Genomic DNA, 24920 nt, shown 5'->3' on the forward strand with positions numbered 1-24920 from the left:
AAGGTAATTCACGTTTGACTTGGGACCAAGCTCGCCTAGCAGCACGTGATGCATGGTATCGTATTAAGCGTTAATCTTTCGATTAAGTTAGCTTAAAATGAAAAAGACTTTCATTAATTTGAAAGTCTTTTTTATTTGAACTGTTAAAATCAAAGCTAAAAAAGCTGGTCTATTAAATTACCATTTTGATGCCAATACCGATTAATACTAGCCCACCAAAAATTTCAGCTTTACTCTCTAGCCACGTGCCTGATTGCTTGCCCATAAATACGCCTATAAAGCTAAAAATGCCTGTTACCACGGCAATTACTGCACAGGATACATAAGGATTGACTGGGATTAAATTTAAGGTAAATCCGGCTGCCATTGCATCAATACTGGTTGCAATCGCTAAAGTAGTCATGGTTTTATGGGTGATGACAACATTGGCATCATTGGCGATATCTAAAGCAATATTGTGCGGGGTGGAATCTTGTGATGCAGCATCTTCATCATCGCCAGATAAGGCTTCATACAGCATTTTTCCACCAAGCCCCACCAAAATAACGCACGCTATCCAAGGCGCCCAATTTGCGATAAATCCTAAGAACCTGTTCACGATTAAAAAATATGCTAGGATAAGCTACATAATCAATTAATAACCGAATCAATCACCATGAGAAAAGCCTATCCAAGCGACATTAGCCGAAAACAATTTGAGCACATACTACCTATTTTAGAAAGTGCAAGGAAGAAGACCAAACCAAGAACGGTTGACCTTTACGACGTATTTTGTGGGTTATTGTATGTACTAAGAACAGGTTGCCAATGGCGACAGCTGCCCCATGACTTTCCCAAATGGCGCACCGTCCACGCCTACTTTCAGAAATGGAGCGAGCTTGATGAAGAAGGCAACAGCATTCTTCATCAAGCCTTAAAAAAAATTGGTCAAAAAAGCGCGAAAGAAGGACAAACGCAAGGGTAAAACCAGTTTTATCATCATCGATGCTCAAAGCGTTAAGAACACAGATACCGCTAAGTACAAAGGCTATGACGCAGGAAAGAAAGTATCAGGGATTAAGCGCCATATTGCAGTAGACAGCCAAGGCTTGCCGCATGCTATCTGTATTACCACTGCCAATATCACCGACCGTGAGGGTGCTACAACGTTACTTCGTCAACATGCTAAACGATTAAGCCGCGTAAAAAATGTGATGGTTGATGGCGGTTATCGAGGTGAGCCATTTGCTAATAGTGTTAAATCTATTTTAGGCGAAACCGTTACCACAGAAGTTGCCAAAAGAGATGAATTGCACACGTTTAAAGTCATACCAAAGCGATGTGTTGTAGAACGTTCGTTTGCTTGGCTTGAGAAAAATAGACGCTTATGGAAAAACTGTGAGCGTCATTTAAATTCGAGCCTTCAATTTACCAATCTTGCTTTCATCGCTTTGTTATTGAAAAGATTGTGAACAGGTTCTTAAAGAGATTTGGACCGAGTGGGAGGACTATCTAAATGATTGAACTATATTTTGAGACTGACCCCACTAAATTACCTAATATGTCAAGTAATGTATTACCAGTCCGGATGTTTGGCAAATCTGCACTGGAAGGTATGTACAACAGTATTGGCGGAGCTGCTTTACAAGAATTCAGAAGATTACAAGAACAGCCTGACGAAACAGCTTTTGACTTAATGATGTTATCGTTAGCAGTTACTGCCGCTGATACTTTCGTTGAACGAAACACCAGAGCAGAAGATGCTTGGTGTCGTCAATTTAAGGTTCATCTACCTTTACTAGAACCAGATTTGTGGCAACAACAAAGATCATTACTTCAAGAAACTTTACATTTTCTCAGCGGTGACTTATGGGATTTTGAATTTAGTCAAAGTGATTTTCAAATACCAAGTAAGATAACGCATCGACGAGCTCGAAAAATACACATCGATAATCATGACTCGGTTTGTTTATTCTCTGGCGGTCTCGATAGTATGATTGGAGCCATAGATTTAACACAACAAGGGAAAAAACCTGTACTAGTCAGCCATGCTTATCCAAAAGATAGGGAAAAACAGGATGATGTTTATAACAAACTTCGCCTTACTAATGCTAAATTTCAAGTCGTCGCAAACCCAAGAAAAGTAAAAGAAATCCCAGTCGATGTACAAATGAGAACACGGAGTTTTAACTTTATTGCATTTGGAGCATTGATTGCTACTGCGTTATCAAAAAACCACTATAATAATCAAACCGTTAACCTTTATATCCCAGAAAATGGGCTTATTTCGATCAATCCACCATTAACAGCTCGACGAATTGGTTCATTGAGTACAAGAACGACTCATCCCTTTTTTTTAGGAAAGCTGAACGAATTGTTCATCAATATTGGTTTACCTGTTAAGCTATTGAATCCTTACCAGTTTAAAACAAAGGGTGAGATGATAGTAGACTGCCAAAATCAGGCTTTACTGAAAAAGGTTGCCGTTGATACAGTTTCCTGTGGTAAATGGAAACGCTCAGGTATTCAATGCGGCAGATGTGTGCCATGCTTGATTAGGCGAGCTTCTTTTAATGCAGCCACTTATAATGATAATACACCATACCAATTCCCAGTTTTAAACCATGTCATCAAAAACCCCAATAATAGAGACGATTTGATGTCTATGATTGTCGCTATTCAGAGTTTAGAAAATGCTTCGAATAAAAATATTTGGGTGGCAAGGTCGGGTTCATTACCATTTGAGAAAACTGAACGTCAGAGCATTATAGATACTGTTTTAAGGGGAATGGGTGAAGTGAAAAATTATTTACAAACTCAAAATTTGGATGTAACTGTCTAATGTACCCATTGATTGATCTGCATTGCCATTTGGATTTATATGAAAATCCGCATAAAGTCGCTTCTTTATGCGATGCTTCAAGTTATATTCTATCAGTCACGACAACACCTAAAGCATGGTTCGGTACAAAGGAACTTGCAGAAAACCATCAAAGAATTCAAACAGCTCTTGGTTTGCATCCACAGATAGCTCACGAACGAAGTGATGAACTAGATTTATTTGACCTATTAGTGGACGACACAAAATATATAGGTGAAATAGGATTAGATGGCTCGCGCTCACTAAAACAATTTCAATCGATTCAACAGAAAGTTTTTGAGCATATTGTTATACAATCGAATAAGTCTACTCCTAAAATTTTAACCATTCATAGTCTTCAGGCTGTGGATAGCGTACTTGACTGTTTAAAAAATCATTTTTCAAATGGCGTACCTGTTCTACACTGGTACACAGGAAATGAAATTCAATTAAACAGAGCGATAGCTAATGGCTGTTGGTTTTCAGTAAATCAAAGGATGCTCTCAACCAACAAAGGAAAACAGCTCGTCAGCAGAATTCCCAAAAACTGCATTATCACTGAAACGGATGGCCCATTTGTTAAGAGTAAAAATCAGCCAATTTTGCCTGGCGAAGTTATGCCAGTAATCAATAGTTTATCTAAGCTTTGGAATGAACCAAGAGAGCAAGTTATTGCTAGAGTTTTCGAGAATTTTAAAAACCTTATAAGGCAAGTGACTTGGTGAACAACAATAAATCCCAAAAAATATTTTTAATTTTACCATTTATGTAGAAATACTTCAAAAATCGTTAAAAAGGGTGTCCAACTTTCGGGGTTCAGATCAAAATAAGTGGGCACTATCTCGTATTTTTTAGAATGGTGGTAGATGGGATGGTCGGATGCTTACACTGATTGTGATGTCTTACTTCTATGCAAAAAATGAACAAGAAAATATTTTGGCAAGTGAGCTTCAAAAGCTAAAAGGATAACTGATGAAAACGAATTTTCCTAAAGACTTCGATGTTGAAGCAGCGGTTCAAGCGATTATTGATGATGAACCTGATTTGATAGCAGAGCGAGACAATTTGATTGAAGCATTAAACCAAACCAAAGCAGGTATCTTTGCACGTACGACAGAAATATCAGATACGGCTCAAGTCCGCCATAAAGCGGGTTTGTCGCAAAGTCAATTTGCCAAAGCCTTAGGTATTTCTGTCAATACGTTAAAATCTTGGGAGCAAGGTCAGCGTAAACCGAGTGGCTCAGCGCAAGTCTTACTTAAATTATTAGGCAAAAAACCTGAGTTAATTGATGAGATTGCTCATTTTGCATAGTACTTGAGCCCTTCTATTAAACACCTTTTAGTGAGTGTAATCGAAAGTTTCTTATAAGCTCTGTTTAAAGATGTGTTGAACGCTGATTTATAGATAGGTTAATTTACAAAAATAGGCATAAACTTAAGAAAATAAGAAACTCTATGAAAACATCTGTTTTCCGTAGGCTAGTTCTATTATCACGCGAATCTATAATGGTATAATACTCGACAAAATTCCTTAGCGTGCAATATGACCCGAATTCTCAGATAACCCCTGGTTAAAGTGTGGCTTGTTTTTTTACACTCTACCTTATTCGATATCAGCAAAGAATTAGGGAAATATAGTCACAGAAACATAAAAGTGATACAAGGCAGGCGAACGAAACTGTACAAATAGTACTGTGAGTGAGCCTAACGCCGTAGCACTTTCTGTCTTCGAAGACTATAGCAGTCTAGCCGCTTTCGGATAAGCCAAGGCCACGTTTGTGAGTGCATTTATATCTACCCTTTGACCCAAAATTTTGTTTCTAGACATTAAGTTAGTTATAAATGGCAGATTAGGTATGAGACCATTATCGTTTATCCCAGTCTAGAACTTTTGAAATCTACGTCTTTTATAATACTCGTTTTTATTGTTCAAACGATGCTAACTATAACATTGCCATATATAAGCGATACAATATTTTACTTTTAATTCTTATTATGATTGATATAATCAAATTTTAGCTTAAATATGAAAAATAAATTCTATATTTTGCTATATTTAGAAATATATTTTCTTATTATTTTTTGTTTTTGATATTTATTTTTTATTTAATTTTAAAATGGGAGTTACACATGAATAACATCAATTTAAAAGAAACTTTTAAAACATTGCGTGGGCAAACAGGTAATCCAGCGGTTAGCGTATTTATTCCGACCCACCGTACTTTCCCAGACAATGAGCAAGACGCAATTGCCCTAAAAAACCAACTTAAAATCGTCGAAGAACGTGTCACCAATGAATACGACAAGCGTGTTGCTGCAAGTGTGATGGAAAAAATCCATGCCCAAACCGATGAGCTTGACCATAACTATAACTTAGATACGCTGGCTGTGTTTGCCACGCCTGAATCTGCTCAAGTGGTGCGTTTGCCCTTTGATGCCGCTGAGCGAGTCATCATTGGTGAAAAGTTTGCGACCCGTGACCTCATGCGTAACTTATCAGAAGGGGTTGGCTATTATGTGTTGGTAGTTACGCCTGAAAAAGCCCGTCTGATTGAAGGCGTGAATAATCGTCTGGTTGAAGAAATTAAAGGCGGTAGCGAACGTCAACAAACAATGAGCGAGTTGACCTTCCCTATTAACAACTCAACGCTACCCAACAACAGTAAAGCAGACCGTACAGGCTCATCAGACGATGATATGTACTTAAAAGAGTTCTTTAACCGTGTTGATAAAAGCTTGCAAGAGCTTTATAACAAATCACCACTACCTGTGATTTTGGTGGGTGATAGCCACAATATGGGGTTTTATGAAAAAGTGTGCGACCGCCCTGATATGATTATTGGTAAAGTCGATAATTTAACATATTTAAACGACAGCAAGCCAGAGGACATTATTGCTGGCGTTCAAGACATCGTTGAGCAAAAGCGTCAGACTCGCTATGAAACTGCCAAAGGCGACCTTGAAAAAGCTCGTAATGAAAAGATGGTGCGTACTGATTTGCAACAAATTTATCGCTCGGCGTTTGAAGGCAATGCGGTAACGCTATTGGTTCGTCAAGGTCATAGTGTGCCTGCGAAGATTGATGAGAAAGCACAGACCCTACAAGTCCAAGATGATGCTACTGCTGAGGGTGTAACCGATGATGCGGTTAGTGAAATCATTGAATTGGTTAGCCATAACGGTGGTGAGGTGGTATTTGTACCCACTGAGCAAATGGATGAAAAGGAGCCGATTGCGTTGATTACTCGTTACTAATTACTAAATCGTTTACAATGAAGGGTAGGACAATGGTCTTACCCCTTTTTTTATTGAGTAAAATAGATGAATAATACGCATTTGGTCGCTCAATGGCTACAGCGACAGATTAAAGATAGTTCAGCAGTTGGGTTAATGCTGGGTTTTTTTTGTCTATATGTGTCCTATGTACCAATGTTGTTGCCACGGGTCTGGTGGTTGCAGGCAATCAGTGGTGGCATTAACGCTATCGTTGGTTATGCGTTTGGAATGCTGTTGGGTCTTATAGGGTATTGGTTACAGCGTTTATTAAAAAACTCCAATCATCAATCAGCTATCAACCACCTAAATATCTTACCAATAATGACGATGGTATTAGGATTTTTAGGCGCGATTGGTTTTGCTTTTTATCATTACCAGATTACTGCCAAGATTGCCCAACAGGTCCAGATAACACCGCCGTCATTACTTAGTGTCAGTGGGTCAATGCTCTTAAGTCTATTGATTTGGGGGTTGGTCGTGTTTATCGCTCGCTTGATAAAGCAATTGGTGTTGATGGGGGTAGAACGTGGCTTTCCACAGTTTTCTACTACCACAAAAATGAGTATGAAAGCAGGGGCTTTTTTACTACTGATTGTCGGATTGGTTACGTTAAGTCGAGATTATATCTGGCACAAAGTTGTCGAGAAAGTCGCCTATAGTGCCATGCAGCTTGATACCTCTGAACCCGATACCCTATCAGCCCCATTCTCACGGTATAAATCAGGGTTTGATAGTGGGCAAACGGGGCATAGTAATAAAGAAAAACCTGCCCAACAGTGGCAGGAGTTGGGGCATTTTGGACAACGCTTTGTCTCGCTTGGGGCGTCGCAGAAGGATATTAGCTTGCTGACAGGATTGCCTGCCAAAGAGCCGATTCGGGTATTCGTTGGTTTGAATCGTCAAGAACCTGATAAAGCGTTGTTAGAAAAAATGGTGCAGACCGCCCTTGATGAGATGGATAGAACGCAGGCGTTTACCCGCCGCTATATCGTGATACAAGGGGCTACAGGACGGGGCTGGATTGAAGAGTACAGCAGTCAGGCGGTTGAGTATTTGACCCAAGGCGATGTGGCAACGGTGGCGATTCAATACTCGTATTTACCCAGTCAATTTTCGTTTTTGTTGAATGGTGAGCTTGCCACGTTTGCCAATAGCGAGTTGATAAATGCCGTCAAACAACGTCTTGAGCAAATGCCGATTGATAAACGCCCTAAATTACTGCTTGCAGGAGAGTCGTTAGGGGCGTATGCCAGTCAATCGCTTTTTAACAATTATGATGATGTCATTAATCGTATTGATGGGGCGGTGTGGGTGGGAACGCCAAGATTTAGCCCACTATGGCAACAACTGGTGGCGAATCGGAATAAAGGTTCGACGGAAGTCTTACCCATTATTCATGGCGGACAACATGTGCGATTTATGGATAATCCTGCCTCATTAAAACAACTGACAAATGATTGGCAGTCACCACGAATTGTATTTTTGCAGTATGCGACAGACCCTATCGTGTGGTGGTCGTCCAAGATGCTATGGCAAGCACCTGACTGGATGGCAGAACCCAAGGGTCGAGGGGTTAGTCATTTACCTAGATGGTTGCCTGTGTTAAGTTTTTGGGAATTATCTCTGGATATGCCAGCGTCTAACCAAACGCCTGCAGGATTTGGTCATATTTATGAAGATGATATCGTGTATGCGTGGGCGGCGGTACTCGATAATTCACAAGTTGACCCTAAGCAAGTGGCAGAAAGAATTGAACAGCGAATAGCATTCACAAAAGAGAATAAATAGCTATTTTTATATTAGGAGGGTCTATGAGTAATTTTCAGCAAACGCTTAAGCGGTTTTTTGCGATGGATGCAGCGGCTGGTATTGTTTTAGCCATCGCTGCACTACTGGCAATGATTGTTGCCAATTCGCCATTGCAAGAAAGCTATGAGCATTTATTGCATTTTCCGATTGCGATAAGTTTTGGTGATTTCGTGGTGAAACACCATTTGCTTCATTGGATTAATGATGGGTTAATGGCAGTGTTTTTCTTTTTAGTGGGGCTTGAGCTTAAACGTGAAATGATGGTAGGGGAATTGTCCAACCCACGCAACATCATTTTACCTGCACTCGCTGCCATGGGCGGCATGGTGTTTCCTGCCTTAATTTATTTGATGTTTAACTACCAAAACCCTGATTTTGCTAAGGGTTGGGCGATTCCTGCGGCCACGGATATCGCCTTTGCGTTGGGGGTATTAACCTTACTGGGTAGCCGAGTGCCGCTGTCGCTTAAAGTGTTTTTAACCTCAATTGCGATTTTCGATGATATTGGGGCGATTTTAATCATTGCTTTGTTTTATTCCAGTGGGTTAAACCTAGCCGCCTTAGGGGTTGCCGCTTTAACGCTTGCAGTATTGTTTATCATGAATCGTTTTAATGTCACTCGTATTTCTGCGTATGTCATTATTGGATTGGTGTTATGGGTGGCGATGCTTGAATCGGGTATTCATGCCACGATTGCTGGGGTATTGCTGGCGATGTTTATCCCAATGACTGATTCGGCAAACCCTAAAATCTCACCGTTAAAAGAACTTGAGCATGATTTGCATCATACAGTGAGCTTTTTGATTTTGCCCGTATTTGCCTTTGCCAATGCAGGGATCCATTTTGGGGGAGCGGAAGGAGGCTTTATGGCGTCACTCACCCACCCTGTGTCATTGGGCATTATCATGGGATTGCTAGTCGGTAAAATGCTGGGTGTGATGTTATTTAGTTGGCTTGGGGTTAAGCTAAAGCTCGCCAATCTGCCACAAGGCATGAACTGGGGTCAAGTAATTGGTGTCGCTGCCCTATGTGGCATTGGATTTACCATGAGTTTATTTATCGGGAGCTTGGCGTTCGCAGGATTGGAGATTAAACCGTTTGATGAGCGATTAGGGATTGTCATGGGTTCAGTTTTAGCAGGCATTATCGGTTATTTTTATCTGAATAAGACATTGCCAAAACAAGCCTAGCCTTTAACTATCCTATACCTAAAATGCGTTTTTATCATTGATAGCGGTAAAAACGCATTTTTTAATTGAATAGCAAAGTGAGTTTTTTATGTTGATTGCGATTGTGGCATTTTTAGTGGGGCTAGCTATACTGGTGTGGAGTGCCAACGTGTTTATTGATGGGGCAACGGATTTGGCCGTCAAGTTGATGCGTTAAAAGAAATCGGCTGTGAGCGAATTTTTGAAGACAAAGCATCAGGCAGTAATTCCCAACGTAAAGGATTGGATGATTGTCTAAACTATTTGCGAAAAGGCGATGTGCTTGTTGTTTTGGATTTGGATAGGTTAGGGCGGTTAGCCAGTGAGCTTATTAAACTCATCGATGAACTGGCTGAAAAAGACATTGGCTTTAAAGCGATTAATTCACCGATGGATACCACAACCCCTGCAGGTCGAGCCTTTTTGCAGATTCAAGCTGCTTTTGCGGAGATGGAGCGTAATATTATCCACCAGCGGGTAAAAGAGGGGATTGCGGCTGCTAGGGCTCGGGGGCGTAAAGGCGGCAGACCTAGAATCATGACTGCTGAGAAACTGCGATATGCCCAGCATCTGATGCAAGACCAAACCAAAAGCATTCCTGCGATTTGCAGGGAGCTTGGTGATATTCCCAGCAGTACGCTGTACCACTATGTGACGGCGAAAGGGGAGTTGAAGAAGGCAGGGGTGGATTTAATAAGCAAACTCGATTAATTTCAAAATTTTGGGAAGTTTCAATTTTTCAGGATTCTAAAATCGATTGTTAACTAGTAGATTTAGTATTATAATGCAATGTATCATATATTAAAGGTTTACTATGTATACGGTCGTCGAAACAGAAAGCTTTAAAGTTGAGATTGCTCAATTGTTAGATTTGGATGATCGATTGGCTTTTTTTACTTACCTTTCACAAAATCCATTAAAAGGTGATGTGATTCAACATGGCAAAGGATTACGCAAAATTCGTTGGGCAACCAGTGGTAAAGGTAAGTCAGGTGGGGTTCGAGTTATCTACTACAATATGCTGGATGATGGACTGATAGTTTGTCTAGCTGTGTATGCGAAAAATGAAAAAGAAAACATTTCTGCCAAAGAATTAAAATCTTTGAAAAATGAAAAGCAAGGAAACCAATCATGAAACGTGTCAAATTTTCTGATTTAGATATTGCCAATATTGTTGAAGCGGTGATTAAAGATGACCCTGATGCGGTTGTTATTAAAGACAGTTTAGCCAAATCACTTTCTCAATTACGAGAAGGACGGTATGCACCCGTATCGGAAGTCAGCCAAGTTCGTCAAAAGACAGGCTTGTCGCAAAGTCAATTTGCCAAGTCATTGGGGATTTCAGTCAATACTTTAAAGTCTTGGGAGCAAGGTCAGCGTAAACCGAGCGGTTCAGCTCAAGTCTTGCTTAAGTTATTGGGCAAAAAACCTGAGTTAATTGATGAGATTGCTCATTTGGCATAGTACTTGAGCCATTCTAGTAACTACCCTTCTTTGAGTGTAATTGAAATTTTCTCATAGGGTCTATTTACATATTTATTAGATACTGATTTGTAGACAGGTTAATTTACAAAAATAGAGGCGATTTGCCTCTGTTTTTTCGCCTAAATGGAAGTGTCCAAAAAACCAACGTTTTTTAGACACCTTGACCTTTATCAATTTTAAAAATACTCGACTAAATTCCTTAACGTACTATTTTCTCCGAATTCTGGGGTAACCCCATTATAATCTCTTATCGGTTGTCTAGCTTTATTATGCCACTACATAGCCATCGTCGTCTAATACGATGTCGTCTTTGACTTTTTCCCATACGAGCTTGGGTTTTAGTTTGTCATGACGTAGGTATCGATTGATGCGGTCATGACTAATTGATTCAGGATGATGTTCTGCGTAGTTGGTAAGGGTGTAATTGGTTTGGCTTACCAGTAAATATTGACAGTAGTCTAATCTAAGCGGGTGATAGCTTTTTTCTTCATCTCTTTATGCTACTATATTTTTATCCGCTTTCGCAAAATTTTATGCTTTTTGCGTAAGTCCTAATTATAAATGCCAAGCATAAGGTTTTGGCATTTACTCATTTAGTGATTTCAAAGTTACAGATTAACCAGTGATTTTAGCGTTACCCGTCACGTTTGAGCTGAAACCAACTTATCAATAGAGATTATCATGTCAAATAAATATTCTATTAAATTTTCAATCCTCGTCAGCTTATCAGCGTTATCTTTGGTCGCTTGTGGCAATCAAGTCGCGAAAAATAGTCAAACAGATACCATCGCCTCAACGCCTCAAACAACTCAGCAGCGTCAGGCGATAACCACCATTCCTAACGTTCAAACTCAAATCTCAGATACATTGAAAAACAATACGTTAACGGTACATCGCGACCCGAACTGTGGCTGTTGTCATAGTTGGATTGAGCATGCTAAATCCTACGGTGTGATGATTGTTGACAAAGTCACCAGTAATGAGGCAGTTACAGCGATCAAAGCGCAGCATCAATTACCAACGTCAATGTACTCTTGCCATACCATCATAAGCCAAGACGGTTATGTGTTTGAGGGTCATGTGCCGGTCAAGTATATGGATAAGTTCCTACAAAACCCGCCCAAAGACGCTATTGGTCTAGCCACACCGGGTATGCCAATGGGTAGTCCAGGCATGGAAATGGGTGATCAATTCAGTCCTTATACTATTATGCTGATAAAAAAAGACGGTAGTACCGCGCCTTATGCTAGTATTAAACAAGCAAACGAACAATATTGAAGATATTAGCCAGTACAGCGCTAGGTAACACTGATTGGGTCACGTCCGGCTATAGGACGTGGCTCTCATATAATATTACAGCAGATTGAGTAAGTTATTTAGTTAATCATCATAAGCAGTTACCCCACATTCTGCTAATGTGAGAAAGGCGGGGTGGTCGGATACTTATTTTAATCCAAATTCTATGCTGATGCCTAATTTATCAGGCCACATCAAAGAAAGCTAAATCAAAGGCTTTAAAGTGATTTTCCAGCTTTTTAGGAAAGTTACAACTTCGCCTAAATGCTCGCCTTACTCGATGTCTGATAGTGCAATTATTACCTTCAATGCCTTTTGCAGTCTTTGTATTTATAGTTTCGCTTACCATAGCTTTTGAAACCATTTTTCTTTATATTGTCACTTAGACAGGCTGGGCATTTGATGTATAGTGTCATTTGCATTTCACTATTTATCAATTTCTCAGCCTGTTTTTTCCAGCCTAGTTTTTGAACCACCACCCGGATATAAATGTAGCTATGAATAAAACAACTTTTAAAATATCAAAGATGGACTGCCCTTCGGAGGAAAACCTAATCCGAATGAAATTAGAGGGCCACTCGAATATTGAACATCTTGAGTTCGACATTCCTAACCGTCAATTAACTGTGTTTCATCATGACAATATAGAAGGGATAGAGACTGCTATTCATGACCTAAAATTAGGAGACATCTTACTCTCGACCGAAACCATTGACCCCTCTGATCCCAACAATAATTTTAAAGTTGATGCTGACTCTAGTCACAAAAAAGATGCTGAGCAAAGAAAGCTACTATGGATAGTGCTGGTCATTAACTTTGCTTTCTTTATTATTGAAATGAGCACGGGACTGATTTCTCGTTCGATGGGGTTGGTCGCCGACAGCTTAGATATGTTAGCAGATAGCTTTGTGTATGGAATTAGCTTATTTGCGGTCGGTGGAACGGTCATTAAGAAAAAACGGATTGCTAGAATTGCCGGATATTTTCAAATTACGCTGGCGATTCTTGGTTTTTTAGAAGTACTAAGACGTTTCTTTGGCAATGAGCAGTTACCTGACTTTTCTACCATGATAGTCATATCGATTCTTGCGCTAATTGCAAACTCGATTTGCCTCTATTTACTACAAAAATCGAAAAGCAAAGAAGAAGCCCATATGCAAGCCAGTACGATTTTCACTTCAAACGATGTGATTATCAATTTAGGGGTAATTGTTGCAGGGATTTTGGTTAATTGGTTACACTCTAGTACGCCTGATTTGATTATTGGTAGCATCGTATTTGCTTTAGTTATTCAGGGCGCCTTTAGAATATTGAAGTTGAGTAAGTAGCCAAGCCTAATAACTGAAGCAAATAGCTCAAGTAAGTAGTGAACCGTCCCGGGATTGTCGGAGACCCAAAACTCTGAGACAATACCCTTATGAAAACCAAACAATACTCAACTGAAATTAAGACTCGAGCCGTCGAATTACTCATCGAATCACAAAAAGATTATCCCTCACTCTGGGCAGCCATACAAGCCATTGCTCCGAAGTTTGGCTGTACCCCTGAAACCCTTCGTTCATGGCATCAAAAGCACCTAGCAAAGCAAAATCCCATCACTGTTACCACCGAAAGCCAAGCCGCCCGCATTGCCGAGTTAGAACCTGTTCACAATCTTTTCAATAACAAAGCGATGAAAGCAAGATTGGTAAATTGAAGGCTCGAATTTAAATGACGCTCACAGTTTTTCCATAAGCGTCTATTTTTCTCAAGCCAAGCAAACGAACGTTCTACAACACATCGCTTTGGTATGACTTTAAACGTGTGCAATTCATCTCTTTTGGCAACTTCTGTGGTAACGGTTTCGCCTAAAATAGATTTAACACTATTAGCAAATGGCTCACCTCGATAACCGCCATCAACCATCACATTTTTTACGCGGCTTAATCGTTTAGCATGTTGACGAAGTAACGTTGTAGCACCCTCACGGTCGGTGATATTGGCAGTGGTAATACAGATAGCATGCGGCAAGCCTTGGCTGTCTACTGCAATATGGCGCTTAATCCCTGATACTTTCTTTCCTGCGTCATAGCCTTTGTACTTAGCGGTATCTGTGTTCTTAACGCTTTGAGCATCGATGATGATAAAACTGGTTTTACCCTTGCGTTTGTCCTTCTTTCGCGCTTTTTTGACCAATTTTTTTTAAGGCTTGATGAAGAATGCTGTTGCCTTCTTCATCAAGCTCGCTCCATTTCTGAAAGTAGGCGTGGACGGTGCGCCATTTGGGAAAGTCATGGGGCAGCTGTCGCCATTGGCAACCTGTTCTTAGTACATACAATAACCCACAAAATACGTCGTAAAGGTCAACCGTTCTTGGTTTGGTCTTCTTCCTTGCACTTTCTAAAATAGGTAGTATGTGCTCAAATTGTTTTCGGCTAATGTCGCTTGGATAGGCTTTTCTCATGGTGATTGATTCGGTTATTAATTGATTATGTAGCTTATCCTAGCATATTTTTTAATCGTGAACAGGTTCTAAGATTGAACGTCCACCGAGATAACCAATCAAAGGCATCAAACCTTGAAACACGCCAAAATATACGCCTGCCATGACCGCAATTTTGGTCGTATCTTGGCGGTGTTTGGCACCGAGTCCAATCGCTACAGCAAAGGCATCCATCGATAAGGCTATCGCTAGCAGTAATAAGGCAATCATGTGATATCTCTTCTAAAAATTCAAGCTGAAATAAAACCACCTTATTACAACATAAGGTGGTTTCCATTGTATTAAAACACGACCCTAAAATTGGGTTAAATATCCAAGTTGGTCACTGTTAACGCATTCTCCTCAATAAAGGCACGACGCGGTTCTACATCATCCCCCATCAGACACGAGAACAAATGATCAGCAGCAATCGCATCTTCAATGGTGACTTTTAGCATATGGCGATTTTCTGGATCCATCGTGGTTTCCCATAATTGATCAGCGTTCATCTCGCCCAACCCTTTATAACGCTGAATCGCTAAACCACGGCGCGCATCACTCATAATAAATTGCCATAGATAACCCATGTCTTTGATCGGCAGTTTTTTATCGCCTTTAGCGACATAAGCGGTATCTGATAACATGTCTTTCCATTGGCTGGTTAAGCGATGCAAACGGCTATACTCACCTGAACCAATAAATGCGGTATCTAATAAGTACGCGTGTGGCAACTGATGGATAAAAATCGTCACGCGCGGTAGATAATAGGTTTTTTGATGATCGCCTTCTTGTTTGCTAAAGGACTCTAATTCAATTTGTGGGTCTAATCCGTCTGCCGTCACTGCTAGATTCTGCGCTAACGCTTCTACCCAATTTCGCATTTGCGCTTCATCTTCAATCATCGGTATGCTAAGTTTGCTGGTGATTGCCAACGCATCCAATACGGCGCTTGGATATTTGATTTGCAAACGGTTTTTGATGGTCTGAGTTTGGTTATAATCATTGAGCAAGGTTTCTAGCGCTTGACCTGTGACCGCAGGCGTACCTTCACTCAAATGCAACTGGGTATCATCAATGGTTGACGACAATAAATAGGCCTTTAACGCTTCATCATCTTTGACATACAATTCTTGGCGACCTTTTTTCACTTTATACAGCGGTGGCTGCGCAATATAAATATGACCACGTTCTAATAGCTCTGGGGTTTGACGGAAAAAGAACGTCAGGAGCAAGGTGCGAATATGTGAACCATCCACGTCCGCATCGGTCATGATGATAATTTTGTGATAGCGTAATTTGTCAGGATTGTACTCATCAGGCCCGATGCCTGTACCCAATGCGGTAATCAAGGTACCCACTTCTTGCGACGATAGCATCTTATCAAAACGCGCACGTTCTACGTTTAGAATTTTACCTTTCAGCGGTAAAATCGCCTGCATCTTACGGTTACGCCCTTGTTTCGCAGAACCGCCTGCCGAGTCCCCTTCCACAATGTACAGCTCTGACATCGCAGGGTCTTTTTCTTGGCAATCAGCAAGTTTGCCGGGCAGACCTGCGATATCAAGTGTCGTTTTACGGCGAGTCATTTCACGAGCTTTACGCGCAGCTTCTCGAGCACGGGCGGCATCGATGATTTTACCAGCAATCCCTTTGGCCGCATTGGGATTTTCAAGCAAGTAAGCGCTAAACTTATCGTGCATGGCTGATTCAACCGCTGGTTTGACTTCACTCGATACCAGTTTGTCTTTGGTTTGGCTTGAGAATTTTGGGTCAGGTACTTTGACAGAAATAATCGCCGTTAGACCTTCCCGCGCATCGTCACCTGTTACCGCAACTTTTTCTTTTTTCATCAAGTTTTCGCTATCCATATAGCTATTTAGGCAGCGTGTTAATGCCGAACGAAAACCAGAAAGGTGGGTACCACCATCTTTTTGCGGGATATTGTTGGTAAAGCATAATACTTTTTCGTTGTAGCTATCTGTCCATTGCAATGCCACTTCGACGCTGATACCGTCATTTTCTTCACTGGTAAAATGAAACACCTCATTTAGCCCAGTTTTGCCCGCATTGATGTAATGAACGAATTCAGATAGACCGCCAACGTGTTCAAACTCATGGCGTTTGTCATCGCGCTCATCCGTCAATACGATGCGTACACCCGAGTTTAAAAACGACAATTCGCGTAAGCGCTTGGCGAGAATTTCAAAATCAAAAATCGTCCCTGTAAAAATATCATCGCTTGGATAAAAGCGCACTTGTGTGCCTGTCTGATGGGTGGCTTCAAGCTGCTCGATAGGGGCTACGGGCTCACCATCGGCATACGTTTGGCTATAGTGGTAACCGTCACGCCAGATATCGAGCACCAGTTTTTTTGATAACGCATTAACCACTGACACACCGACACCGTGCAAACCACCTGAGACTTTATAACTGTTGTCGTCAAATTTACCGCCCGCATGCAGTACTGTCATGATAACCTGCGCGGCTGACACCCCTTCTTCTGGGTGAATATCGACAGGAATACCGCGTCCATTGTCTTTGACACTGACCGATTCATCTTCGTGGATGATGATATCAATTTGATCACAGTGACCCGCCAAGGCTTCATCAATGGCGTTATCTACCACTTCAAACACCATATGATGCAAACCTGTGCCATCGTCGGTATCGCCAATGTACATACCAGGGCGTACACGCACGGCTTCTAAGCCACGAAGTACGCGGATACTGTCAGAACCATAGGCTTTATTTTCTTGATGACTTGATTGGGTAATAGATTGTTGTGTCTGATCGGCTACATTCGCAGATGTATCAGTCATGATGACTCCATAAGTTTTGCATGGCAAAAACGTCAGAACATACTCGATTTTATGGTCAAAATCGTTGATTTTTTTCTTAGTTTTTTGGCGAAAAATAAAGGGTTTATTGTAGCAAATTTTAGGGGAAAAGTCACTGAATATCCCGGCTTGTAAGAGGCAAAATAGTGATTTGGCTGAGCTAGAAAAACGGGAGTTTAAGTTACATCAGTTTGAAAAAATACTTAAGCATTTAAACTTAGTTACCTAAAAATGTTATTGGTTTTTATCTTTCATTTTGAATAGCTTGTGTTTTAAGCGGTAATTGTCTAATACTTCCCTGTTCCACGTGAAACAGTTTTATATTATCCTGCCAAATCTTTTGAATAGTCTCGACGATATCTTGGGTGAGACTGGTGATAAACAGCTGTGAATTCACTTGTTTTAAGCCAGTTAATAACAACATAAGCGCGTCATTGTCCAATTCCGCTGTGATATCATCTACTAATACCAAGGGTACTTTATCGACCTGGTTGAGTAACGGCAACTGGGATAAGCGAAGCGCCATGACCAATAATTTTTTTTCACCCCGTGACAGCATATCGGTGGCAAGCAATGTCTGCTTGTGTTTATGCCCTGCTGCATCAGTATGCACTAAATCTAGCACAACATTGATATCAGCCCGATGGCATCCCATACGCGTATAGCCAAGCTCAATGTCAGACGCCAAACGATTGGCTAAGGTAATGGCTAACCCAGCTTCAGTATCAAACCCCGGTGTATAACGCAATCGTAATTTTTCGGCATACTGGGGTAAAAACTTTTGCACTTGCGCCAAAAAATGGGGCTGCCATTGTTCAATGATGTGGGCCCTTGCTTGGTGGATTTTTTCTGCATGTTGGCTTAGCTGGTAGTCCCAAGCGGAGAGTTCTTGCTGTTGCAGGCTGGTTAATGAGACGTTGCCAACATTTTGCTTTAATAAGCTATTGCGCTGTTTTAGTAGACGCTGATAAGACAGCCAATTGGGATGAAATGATTGTTCCACGTGAAACCCTAACCAATCTAGCATTTCACGCCTTGCTTGACTACCGTCCTCTAGCTGTGCAAGGCTCACAGGCTCAAGCAATAGGGTCGGTAGCAGCTGCGCTAGTGGGCTTTGGGTGACAAGCGACTGCCCATTGAGTCGCAATTGCGTGGTAGCGTCTTGGGATTTGGCAATAGCGACCGTTTGCTCATGATTGAGCCTAGCAAAAACCGTCGTATCGCTAAAACCATGCTCAATATAATGCCTCGGTTGATGATGGCGAAAACTTTTGCCGCGCGATAATAAATAGATGCTTTCTAACAGCGATGTTTTTCCGCTGCCATTTTGACCCAAGAACACATTACAACTGGTAGGTTGTAATTCAATCGTGTGAAGATTGCGAAAATGATGAATAGCCAATTCAATAATTTGCATGATTTATCTAATTAACTACTCATCACTGGATTGAAAAAAATATGCCCGCTGACTAAATACGCATTGGCATAACCACAAATTCGTGTTTGCTGTCATTGACTTGTTGTACCAATACCGAAGCATTGGCTTGGCTCATATTAAAGTCAATTTCGCCTTGCAGTACATTCAGCACATCTAGCAAATAAGCCACGTTGAATGATATCTCTAATGGCTCACCTTGATACTTAACCTCAAGCTGCTCACTGGCTTCATCTTGCTCAGCGTTGCTAGCACGTACCATCAAATTGTTATCGCCTGAAAAATCAAAAATCACGCCACGCGATTTCTCGTTACTCAAAATAGCCACGCGGCGAAGCACGTTCGCCAGCTGCTCTTGGCTGATACGGGCAATTTTGTTGGTTAATGATGGCATAACGCGGCGATAATCGGGGAACTTACCATCAATCAAGCGGGCGGTAAAAGCCACCATGATGGCATTTTTTAGCTGACCTGTGCTATCGACTTCCCCAAAAGGGAGTAAAACTTGTAAAAATTCACGACCGACATTGAGGGTGATTTTATTATCTTGATTCGGTAGCATGCGTTTAAGCTCTGCTAACAAACGTTGTAATTCAAGTACGGCTTTTCTTGGTAAAATTGCAGCCAGTGCCACGCTATCATCACACGCTATCACTGTACGAGCCAATGCCAAGCGATGACCATCGGTTGATACCGTCGCCAATTGACGCTCTTTGACTTCAAACAGCATACCGGTGAGATAATACCGCACGTCTTGCACGGCCATCGCAAAATGCGTTTTATCGAGCAAATCGACTAGGTCTTCACGGCCCAATTGGATAGGCGTGACTTGCTCTGGCTCACCCAATAGGGGAAAGTCTTGGGCAGGTAAAGTGCTGAGTTTAAAACGACTACTACCGCACACAATTAAACACTGATTGTCGTTACCTACACTGATAGATACGGGTAAACCGTCGGGTAATAATTTTACGATATCTTTGAATTTGTTGGCAGGAACGGTGATCTCACCTGGTTGTTTGCACGCCGATGCTGGCAAATTGAGGGTGGCTTGTAATTCAAGCTCCAAATCTGACGCTACCATGACCAATTGAGAGTCGGTTAACGCCAATTTCATATTCCCCAGAATTACCATGTTATGGCGTTTGTCAGCGGCTTTTGAAATTAAATTAATCGCTTGTAGTAACAAATCGCGAGAGATTACTAATTGCATGGCACCGCCTCAAATCAAAATGAATGGTTGTAACAAATGGAAAAATTAAGACTTATTATACGGGGTAATTGACTAAAAATCTTTTTAATCGAGTTAACAAAATACTAAGTCTGTAACATTAATTTTAATGAGCGATAATCCTTGTCAAACATCAAATCGCTGACACAAAGTTCTTGTACTTTCTCACAGGCGTGCATGACCGTAGTATGGTCGCGACCACCAAATGACTGCCCAATTTCTGTAAAGCTGTTATTGGTTAGTTCACGAGCTAAACTCATAGCCACCTGACGCGGACGAGCGATATGACGTAAACGCTTTTTACCCATCAGGTCTTTGACCGATATATCATAAAACTCAGCAACGACTTTACGAATATTATCCATACTGACCGCTTGTACACGAATGGCAATCAAATCTTTTAACGCCATTTGTACCAATTCTAAATGGATAGGCTGATTGAGCAGACGGGAAATGGCTAAAACTTTGTTCAGCGCACCTTCTAACTCTCGCACATTGGCGATGATATGCTGAGCAATAAAAATAGCGCACTCTTTTGGCAAATTCACCTCTTGCGCTTTGGATTTTTTTTGCAAAATTTGAATACGGGTTTCTAGCTCTGGCGGCTCTAGCGCTACTGCTACCCCCCAAGCCAAACGTGACTTTAAACGTTCGTCAAAATCAGTCAGTGCGCTCGGGTGTTTATCAGATGCCAAAATCACTTGTTTATTTTTGCTCATAAAATCATTGAGCAATAGCAAAAACTGCTCGCTACTTTTTTGCTTGCCCGCAATCACATGAATATCATCAATAATCAATAAATCGGCTTTTTTTATTTTATCTTTAAACTCATCGATTTTTTGTTTTCTTAATGAATTCACCAGCTGGTTAACAAATTTATCGGACGTGAAGTAATAAAAACTTTTGCCTTGCTTTAAAATCTCGTGGGCAATTGCTTGCATCAAATGGGTTTTTCCCAAACCTGTCGCGCCATAAATAAACAGCGGATTATTTTTTGATTGACCCAAATTGTTGGCAGTCTCTCGGCAAATACTGTAAGCGATTTGATTGGATTTTGCGGTTACAAATTGGTCAAACGTAAAATGCGGATCGATATACTGAAAGGAGCGTTGCTGCTCATTTTTTACTAGCGTCACTTTTTGCTCACCAAACTCTTGTGTACCAACAGCATCAGTGATTGCGTTACCTTTATCAATTTGAATCTGCACATGAATCGGTAGGGTTGGTTCAAGCTGGTGTAAAATCGTTTGAATTTGATTTAAATGATTTTTTTCAACATAGCTGGCGAAGTACTGGTTAGGTACATTGACGACCATCGTGTTGTCATGCATTGAGGCGGATAATGGGCGAATCCACATGGTAAAAATATTATCAGGTACTTGATATTTTAATTCGTCAACGCACTTAAGCCATAATGCATCAGCCATAACTTCACTTTCCTAATTCAAGCATCTTCAAAGTTGGTGTAATGTATCATACAACAGCGATTTTACAAATAAATTATTGTGGATAACAATGTGGATATAATTGTTGATAAGTTAAAATTGGGAGTTACCAACAAACTATCAACTATTTATATACAGGTTTATCAACATCATAAATAATTGTTTTTGTTTTTATTTTATTAGATATCCACTGAAATCGATGTGCTTAATAATAATAATAATACTTATTTAATATATAATAATAAAAAAAATTTTTGTGGATAACTTTTTGTCACCTTGTATTTGTCATACAAAAATGTTATTTTAGAGAAGCAAAATAATTGACTGTAGTAATAATTTTAAGAAAGAAATTAATCGGTAAGCTTAGTTATCCTTGACCTATTGGTTAAAATTAAGGATAATACGAGATTAACTGTTTTGAAATTTTGTATTTTAACCGCTATCGGTTAAATGTCACGTAAATTTAGCCAAGGTGAATCGCATGAAACGCACTTTCCAACCAAGCGTAATCAAACGCAAACGTACTCACGGTTTCCGTGCTCGTATGGCTACCAAAAATGGCCGTCAAGTTTTAGCTCGTCGTCGTGCTAAAGGCCGTCATCGTTTAACGGTGTAATGTCTATTTTGTTAACTTGATTTAATAATCTTGATTTAATAATAATGTTGATATTAAAACAGGTTATAGTAAAAAGCGATATACTTCTTATATCGCTTTTTTTATTGTTGTACTAATCGTTACGCTAGAAGTCGGTTCGTAACTATGATTAGCATACTCCCCTACTCTATTATTTCAGCCTATTTTACCCTATCTATAAAATCTTTATAGCTTTAGCTTTTATTTTAATGGTGCTTTGGTATGGATTTGGACTTATCCTCATGACTGCAGACAAACCTTTTAAATTTGATAAATCACAGCGGTTGCTAACGCCCAAAGATTTTAAAGCGATGTCGGGCCGTCATACCAAAACCGGTGAAGATCAGTCACAGCATGTTGTGATGTTTAAAATTCATCAGCCTAATTTGTTGTTCTTTGTCAAATTGGTTTTAGCCGATACCCGAAAACAAGCTGCAGTAAATCGGTTGGGTCTTGCGATCACTAAAAAGAAAGTTAAACGTGCCCATGAGCGTAATCGTATTAAGCGATTAACGCGAGAGTATTTTCGGCTGCATCAGCACCAGCTAAATGCTCAAGTTGATATTTTATTAACTATCAAGCAGTTTTCCGATGACATGCCAAATGAAGCAATTGCGCAGCAATTAGCAATGGGCTTTAATTTAATCAATGATAAGATTAGAAAGTTGAAGCGGCGTTAATTTTAGCTGAAGTTCGTGATATCTTTACTCAAATGAAGGTGATAAAAAATCTAGGTTTAATCCATGGATAAATTATTAGCAAAGTTTTTGCTGTGTATGATTATATTTTATCAGCGTTTGATTAGCCCATGGTTGGCACCTCGTTGCCGGTTCTATCCAACGTGCTCTAGTTATGGTTTAGAGGCGGTAAGATTACATGGGGGGTACCGGGGTGGATTATTAACAGCCAAGCGTATCGCGCGCTGTCATCCTTGGGGTGGGCATGGGATTGATTTTGTCCCTAAGCCATTATATCGCTACCGCTATCATTATATTGACACACGCCCGTCTTACTTTTTGGTATATGCTTATCACTATCATTAATTGATGTGGCTAAGTAAATTATAAAAACTTGTTGCGAGTCTCAAATAGCTTAATCGAGTCAACTATTTATAGAATATCTTTTTTAACTTTTTTTTAGTAGAATGTCTTCTATTTTTTAATTATTTTTCCTTTATTAGCAACTAGTGATTTCAAGTCATATCATTAGATAGGATAGCTATATATGCAAAAAATTTTACGGACATTGATTATTATCGCAATGTTGATTACGGGTTATTTGCTGATTCTGGCATGGCGGGATGATTATACCAATGTAAATAAACCCGTGGCGACAACCCCAACAACCACAGCCGTCAGTAGCAATGATGTGCCAGTGGCGGGGGCTTCAAGTACGCCAACGGGCGATATTCCCACGGCAACAGCAACCACGCCAACTGCTGCTACTACCCAGCAAACGGGCGCACAGCTCATTAGCGTGATGACGGATAAATACGATATTCGTATTAATCCAGTCGGTGGCGATGTAGTATATGCGGCGCTTCGAGAGCAGACTCAAACATTAGATAGCAACCAGCCATTTGTACTTCTTCAAGAAGATAGTAATCGCGTATATGTGGCTCAGTCAGGGTTGATTGGCGCCAATGGTATTGATAATAGCAATGGTCGTGCGACTTTTACCGCACCTAGTAACCAATTTGTCATGCAGCCCAATCAAGCCGAATTGGTCGTTCCTTTAACTTATCAAAAAGATGGTGTAACCGTCATCAAATCGTATAAGTTTACCAAAGGTCAATATCCTATCAACGTTAGCTATAACATCACCAATAACGGCACGCAGCCTTGGCAAGGACAAAAGTATGCGCAGTTAAAACGTGATAATAGTGAAGACCCGGGTAAAGGTGACAAAGGCGCAATTAGCCTATCGACTTACCTAGGTGGCGCATGGGGTACACCAGAGCAGCCTTACAACAAACTCAAGTTTGGTGATTTCAATGAGGGTTTAAAAGCCAGCAGTGATAAAGGCTGGATTGGCATAGTACAGCATTATTTTGTCACCGCTTGGATACCAAAGAATTACACAGCAAATTTTTATAGCCGTGAAGCTGGCAAATATCACATCATCGGGTTTACCAGTAACCCTGTGTCAGTAGCCCCCAACAAGCAAGTAACCTTAACGTCTGTCTTGTATGCAGGTCCAAAAATTCAAAGCAACTTAAAACCTTTGGCAGAAGGATTAGATAAAACTGTTGATTACGGTATTTTATGGCCGATTTCAAAAGTGCTATTTTGGATTTTGGATAATTTGCATAAAGTGTTGGGCAACTGGGGCTGGTCAATTATTGTACTCACTTTATTGGTTAAAATCGCGTTAATGCCAATCGCCAACAAAAGCTATCACTCGATGGCAAAAATGCGCGCAGTGGCACCACGATTGCAAGCCTTAAAAGAAGAATATGGTGATGACCGTATGCGTATGTCACAAGAGATGATGCGCATCTACAAAGAAGAAAAAGTCAACCCAATGGCAGGTTGTTTACCGGTATTACTGCAAATGCCGATTTTCTTGGCGTTGTATTGGGTACTGGTTGAATCGGTTCAATTACGCCATGCCCCTTGGATTGGTTGGATTCGTGACTTATCATCCATGGATCCATTGTTTATCTTGCCACTGATTATGGGCGCGGCGATGTTTTTCCAGCAGATGCTAAACCCACAGCCGCAAGATCCTATGCAAGCCCGTGTGCTGAAGTTTATGCCGATTATTTTCACCGTGTTTATGCTATTCTTCCCAGCGGGTCTAGTGCTTTATTGGACGGTCAACAACTTGTTTAGTATGGCGCAGCAATACTTTATCAATAAAAAAGTTGAGCGTGAGCAAGCGGCAAAAGAGGCAGCACGTAACGTGGTTTAAATCCATTAAACAATTTAATACTTTAACCGCCCTTTAAACAACTGTTTAAAGG

At 40.6% G+C, this 24920-nt stretch carries 24 protein-coding genes and 4 pseudogenes; 18 read left to right on the forward strand and 10 right to left on the reverse strand.

The window, feature by feature from the left end:
- Window positions 1-172: 172 nt before the first annotated feature.
- Window positions 173-598: a manganese efflux pump MntP gene (locus AXE82_RS07130; protein WP_228140528.1), complete on the reverse strand. Its 426-nt coding sequence runs from the start codon at window positions 596-598 to the stop codon at window positions 173-175.
- A 57-nt stretch (window positions 599-655) separates the two neighbouring features.
- On the opposite strand from AXE82_RS07130, the gene AXE82_RS07140 reads away from it, so the two are divergent.
- The 11 genes and pseudogenes from AXE82_RS07140 to AXE82_RS07185 all read left to right on the forward strand — a co-directional run bounded on the left by AXE82_RS07140 (window position 656) and on the right by AXE82_RS07185 (window position 10598).
- A protein-coding gene (locus AXE82_RS07140) for an IS5 family transposase (RefSeq protein ID WP_115304567.1) occupies window positions 656-1451 on the forward strand; the annotation gives its coding sequence in 2 pieces (ribosomal slippage) (window positions 656-916 and window positions 918-1451; 795 coding nt in all).
- A gap of 44 nt (window positions 1452-1495) precedes the next feature.
- Window positions 1496-2821 carry a Qat anti-phage system QueC-like protein QatC gene (gene qatC, locus AXE82_RS07145; RefSeq protein WP_062333038.1) on the forward strand — a complete coding sequence of 442 codons (1326 nt, stop codon included), beginning with the start codon at window positions 1496-1498 and terminating at the stop codon, window positions 2819-2821.
- Entirely contained in the window at window positions 2821-3564 is a 744-nt protein-coding gene (qatD, locus tag AXE82_RS07150; RefSeq protein ID WP_062333040.1) for a Qat anti-phage system TatD family nuclease QatD, read from the forward strand. The genes qatC and qatD overlap by 1 nt, the downstream gene beginning before the upstream one ends.
- Before the next feature lie 247 nt (window positions 3565-3811).
- Window positions 3812-4153 carry a helix-turn-helix domain-containing protein gene (locus AXE82_RS07155; RefSeq protein WP_060996132.1) on the forward strand — a complete coding sequence of 114 codons (342 nt, stop codon included), beginning with the start codon at window positions 3812-3814 and terminating at the stop codon, window positions 4151-4153.
- Between the two features lie 818 nt (window positions 4154-4971).
- A complete protein-coding gene (locus AXE82_RS07160) occupies window positions 4972-6096 on the forward strand; it encodes an AOC03_06830 family ribosome hibernation factor (protein WP_062333043.1) in 1125 nt (374 codons plus the stop codon).
- A gap of 66 nt (window positions 6097-6162) precedes the next feature.
- A complete protein-coding gene (locus tag AXE82_RS07165) occupies window positions 6163-7905 on the forward strand; it encodes an alpha/beta-hydrolase family protein (RefSeq protein ID WP_062333046.1) in 1743 nt (580 codons plus the stop codon).
- A 23-nt stretch (window positions 7906-7928) separates the two neighbouring features.
- Window positions 7929-9116 carry a Na+/H+ antiporter NhaA gene (nhaA, locus tag AXE82_RS07170; protein WP_036604826.1) on the forward strand — a complete coding sequence of 396 codons (1188 nt, stop codon included), beginning with the start codon at window positions 7929-7931 and terminating at the stop codon, window positions 9114-9116.
- Between the two features lie 88 nt (window positions 9117-9204).
- Window positions 9205-9303 (forward strand): annotated as a pseudogene (locus tag AXE82_RS12320) (calcium/sodium antiporter); the annotation flags it as partial.
- 29 nt (window positions 9304-9332) lie between these two features.
- A complete protein-coding gene (locus AXE82_RS07175; RefSeq protein WP_237049458.1) occupies window positions 9333-9845 on the forward strand; it encodes a recombinase family protein in 513 nt (170 codons plus the stop codon).
- A 103-nt stretch (window positions 9846-9948) separates the two neighbouring features.
- The gene (locus AXE82_RS07180; protein WP_062333057.1) at window positions 9949-10269 is read left to right on the forward strand and encodes a type II toxin-antitoxin system RelE/ParE family toxin; all 321 of its coding nucleotides are present in this window, start codon (window positions 9949-9951) and stop codon (window positions 10267-10269) included.
- A complete protein-coding gene (locus AXE82_RS07185; RefSeq protein ID WP_062333060.1) occupies window positions 10266-10598 on the forward strand; it encodes a type II toxin-antitoxin system MqsA family antitoxin in 333 nt (110 codons plus the stop codon). The genes AXE82_RS07180 and AXE82_RS07185 overlap by 4 nt, the downstream gene beginning before the upstream one ends.
- A 294-nt stretch (window positions 10599-10892) precedes the next feature.
- Here the strand turns inward: AXE82_RS07185 and AXE82_RS12510 are convergent.
- A pseudogene (locus AXE82_RS12510) lies at window positions 10893-11060 on the reverse strand (IS701 family transposase); the annotation flags it as partial.
- A gap of 240 nt (window positions 11061-11300) precedes the next feature.
- On the opposite strand from AXE82_RS12510, the gene AXE82_RS07190 reads away from it, so the two are divergent.
- Window positions 11301-11897: a DUF411 domain-containing protein gene (locus tag AXE82_RS07190; RefSeq protein ID WP_007116040.1), complete on the forward strand. Its 597-nt coding sequence runs from the start codon at window positions 11301-11303 to the stop codon at window positions 11895-11897.
- Between the two features lie 202 nt (window positions 11898-12099).
- Here AXE82_RS07190 and AXE82_RS12455 read toward each other — a convergent pair.
- Together AXE82_RS12455 and AXE82_RS12460 are read right to left on the reverse strand one after the other, a co-directional pair.
- A pseudogene (locus AXE82_RS12455) lies at window positions 12100-12228 on the reverse strand (IS1 family transposase); the annotation flags it as partial.
- Window positions 12221-12337: a transposase-like zinc-binding domain-containing protein gene (locus AXE82_RS12460; RefSeq protein WP_418001145.1), complete on the reverse strand. Its 117-nt coding sequence runs from the start codon at window positions 12335-12337 to the stop codon at window positions 12221-12223. The gene AXE82_RS12460 and the pseudogene AXE82_RS12455, both read right to left, overlap by 8 nt.
- A gap of 75 nt (window positions 12338-12412) precedes the next feature.
- Here AXE82_RS12460 and AXE82_RS07195 point away from each other — a divergent pair, with 75 nt between their 5' ends.
- Window positions 12413-13243, forward strand: coding sequence for a cation efflux transmembrane domain-containing protein (locus AXE82_RS07195; protein WP_062333062.1), 831 nt, complete (start codon window positions 12413-12415; stop codon window positions 13241-13243).
- Window positions 13244-13332: 89 nt separating this feature from the next.
- A pseudogene (locus AXE82_RS07200) lies at window positions 13333-13557 on the forward strand (transposase); the annotation flags it as partial.
- A gap of 5 nt (window positions 13558-13562) precedes the next feature.
- Here AXE82_RS07200 and AXE82_RS07205 read toward each other — a convergent pair.
- From AXE82_RS07205 to dnaA, 6 genes are all read right to left on the reverse strand, one after another.
- Window positions 13563-14358 (reverse strand): IS5 family transposase gene (locus AXE82_RS07205; protein WP_115304567.1). Its coding sequence is split into 2 segments (ribosomal slippage): window positions 13563-14096 and window positions 14098-14358, totalling 795 coding nucleotides; the frame shifts between segments, so codons are not numbered across the junction.
- A 51-nt stretch (window positions 14359-14409) separates the two neighbouring features.
- Complete coding sequence (locus tag AXE82_RS07215) at window positions 14410-14607, reverse strand: MntP/YtaF family protein (RefSeq protein WP_062333066.1); 198 nt, start codon at window positions 14605-14607, stop codon at window positions 14410-14412.
- A gap of 95 nt (window positions 14608-14702) precedes the next feature.
- Window positions 14703-17195, reverse strand: a complete 2493-nt coding sequence (gyrB, locus tag AXE82_RS07220; protein ID WP_197931436.1) for a DNA topoisomerase (ATP-hydrolyzing) subunit B — start codon at window positions 17193-17195, stop codon at window positions 14703-14705.
- 262 nt (window positions 17196-17457) lie between these two features.
- A complete protein-coding gene (gene recF / locus AXE82_RS07225; protein ID WP_062333067.1) occupies window positions 17458-18630 on the reverse strand; it encodes a DNA replication/repair protein RecF in 1173 nt (390 codons plus the stop codon).
- Between the two features lie 52 nt (window positions 18631-18682).
- On the reverse strand, window positions 18683-19858 hold the full coding sequence (dnaN, locus tag AXE82_RS07230; RefSeq protein WP_062333068.1) for a DNA polymerase III subunit beta: 1176 nt from the start codon (window positions 19856-19858) through the stop codon (window positions 18683-18685).
- Window positions 19859-19962: 104 nt separating this feature from the next.
- Window positions 19963-21303, reverse strand: a complete 1341-nt coding sequence (gene dnaA, locus AXE82_RS07235; protein WP_062333069.1) for a chromosomal replication initiator protein DnaA — start codon at window positions 21301-21303, stop codon at window positions 19963-19965.
- A 499-nt stretch (window positions 21304-21802) separates the two neighbouring features.
- Between dnaA and rpmH the strand changes: the two genes are divergently transcribed.
- The 4 genes from rpmH (at window position 21803) to yidC (ending at window position 24868) form a co-directional block, all read left to right on the forward strand.
- Window positions 21803-21937, forward strand: a complete 135-nt coding sequence (gene rpmH, locus AXE82_RS07240) for a 50S ribosomal protein L34 (protein WP_050326012.1) — start codon at window positions 21803-21805, stop codon at window positions 21935-21937.
- Window positions 21938-22197: 260 nt separating this feature from the next.
- Window positions 22198-22635, forward strand: a complete 438-nt coding sequence (gene rnpA, locus AXE82_RS07245; RefSeq protein ID WP_062333070.1) for a ribonuclease P protein component — start codon at window positions 22198-22200, stop codon at window positions 22633-22635.
- Window positions 22636-22731: 96 nt separating this feature from the next.
- A complete protein-coding gene (gene yidD / locus AXE82_RS07250; RefSeq protein ID WP_228140552.1) occupies window positions 22732-22998 on the forward strand; it encodes a membrane protein insertion efficiency factor YidD in 267 nt (88 codons plus the stop codon).
- A gap of 181 nt (window positions 22999-23179) precedes the next feature.
- A complete protein-coding gene (yidC, locus tag AXE82_RS07255) occupies window positions 23180-24868 on the forward strand; it encodes a membrane protein insertase YidC (protein WP_062333076.1) in 1689 nt (562 codons plus the stop codon).
- Window positions 24869-24920: the final 52 nt, after the last annotated feature.

The sequence above is a fragment of the Moraxella osloensis genome (assembly GCF_001553955.1).
GTDB classification, from domain to species: Bacteria; Pseudomonadota; Gammaproteobacteria; order Pseudomonadales; family Moraxellaceae; genus Faucicola; species Faucicola osloensis.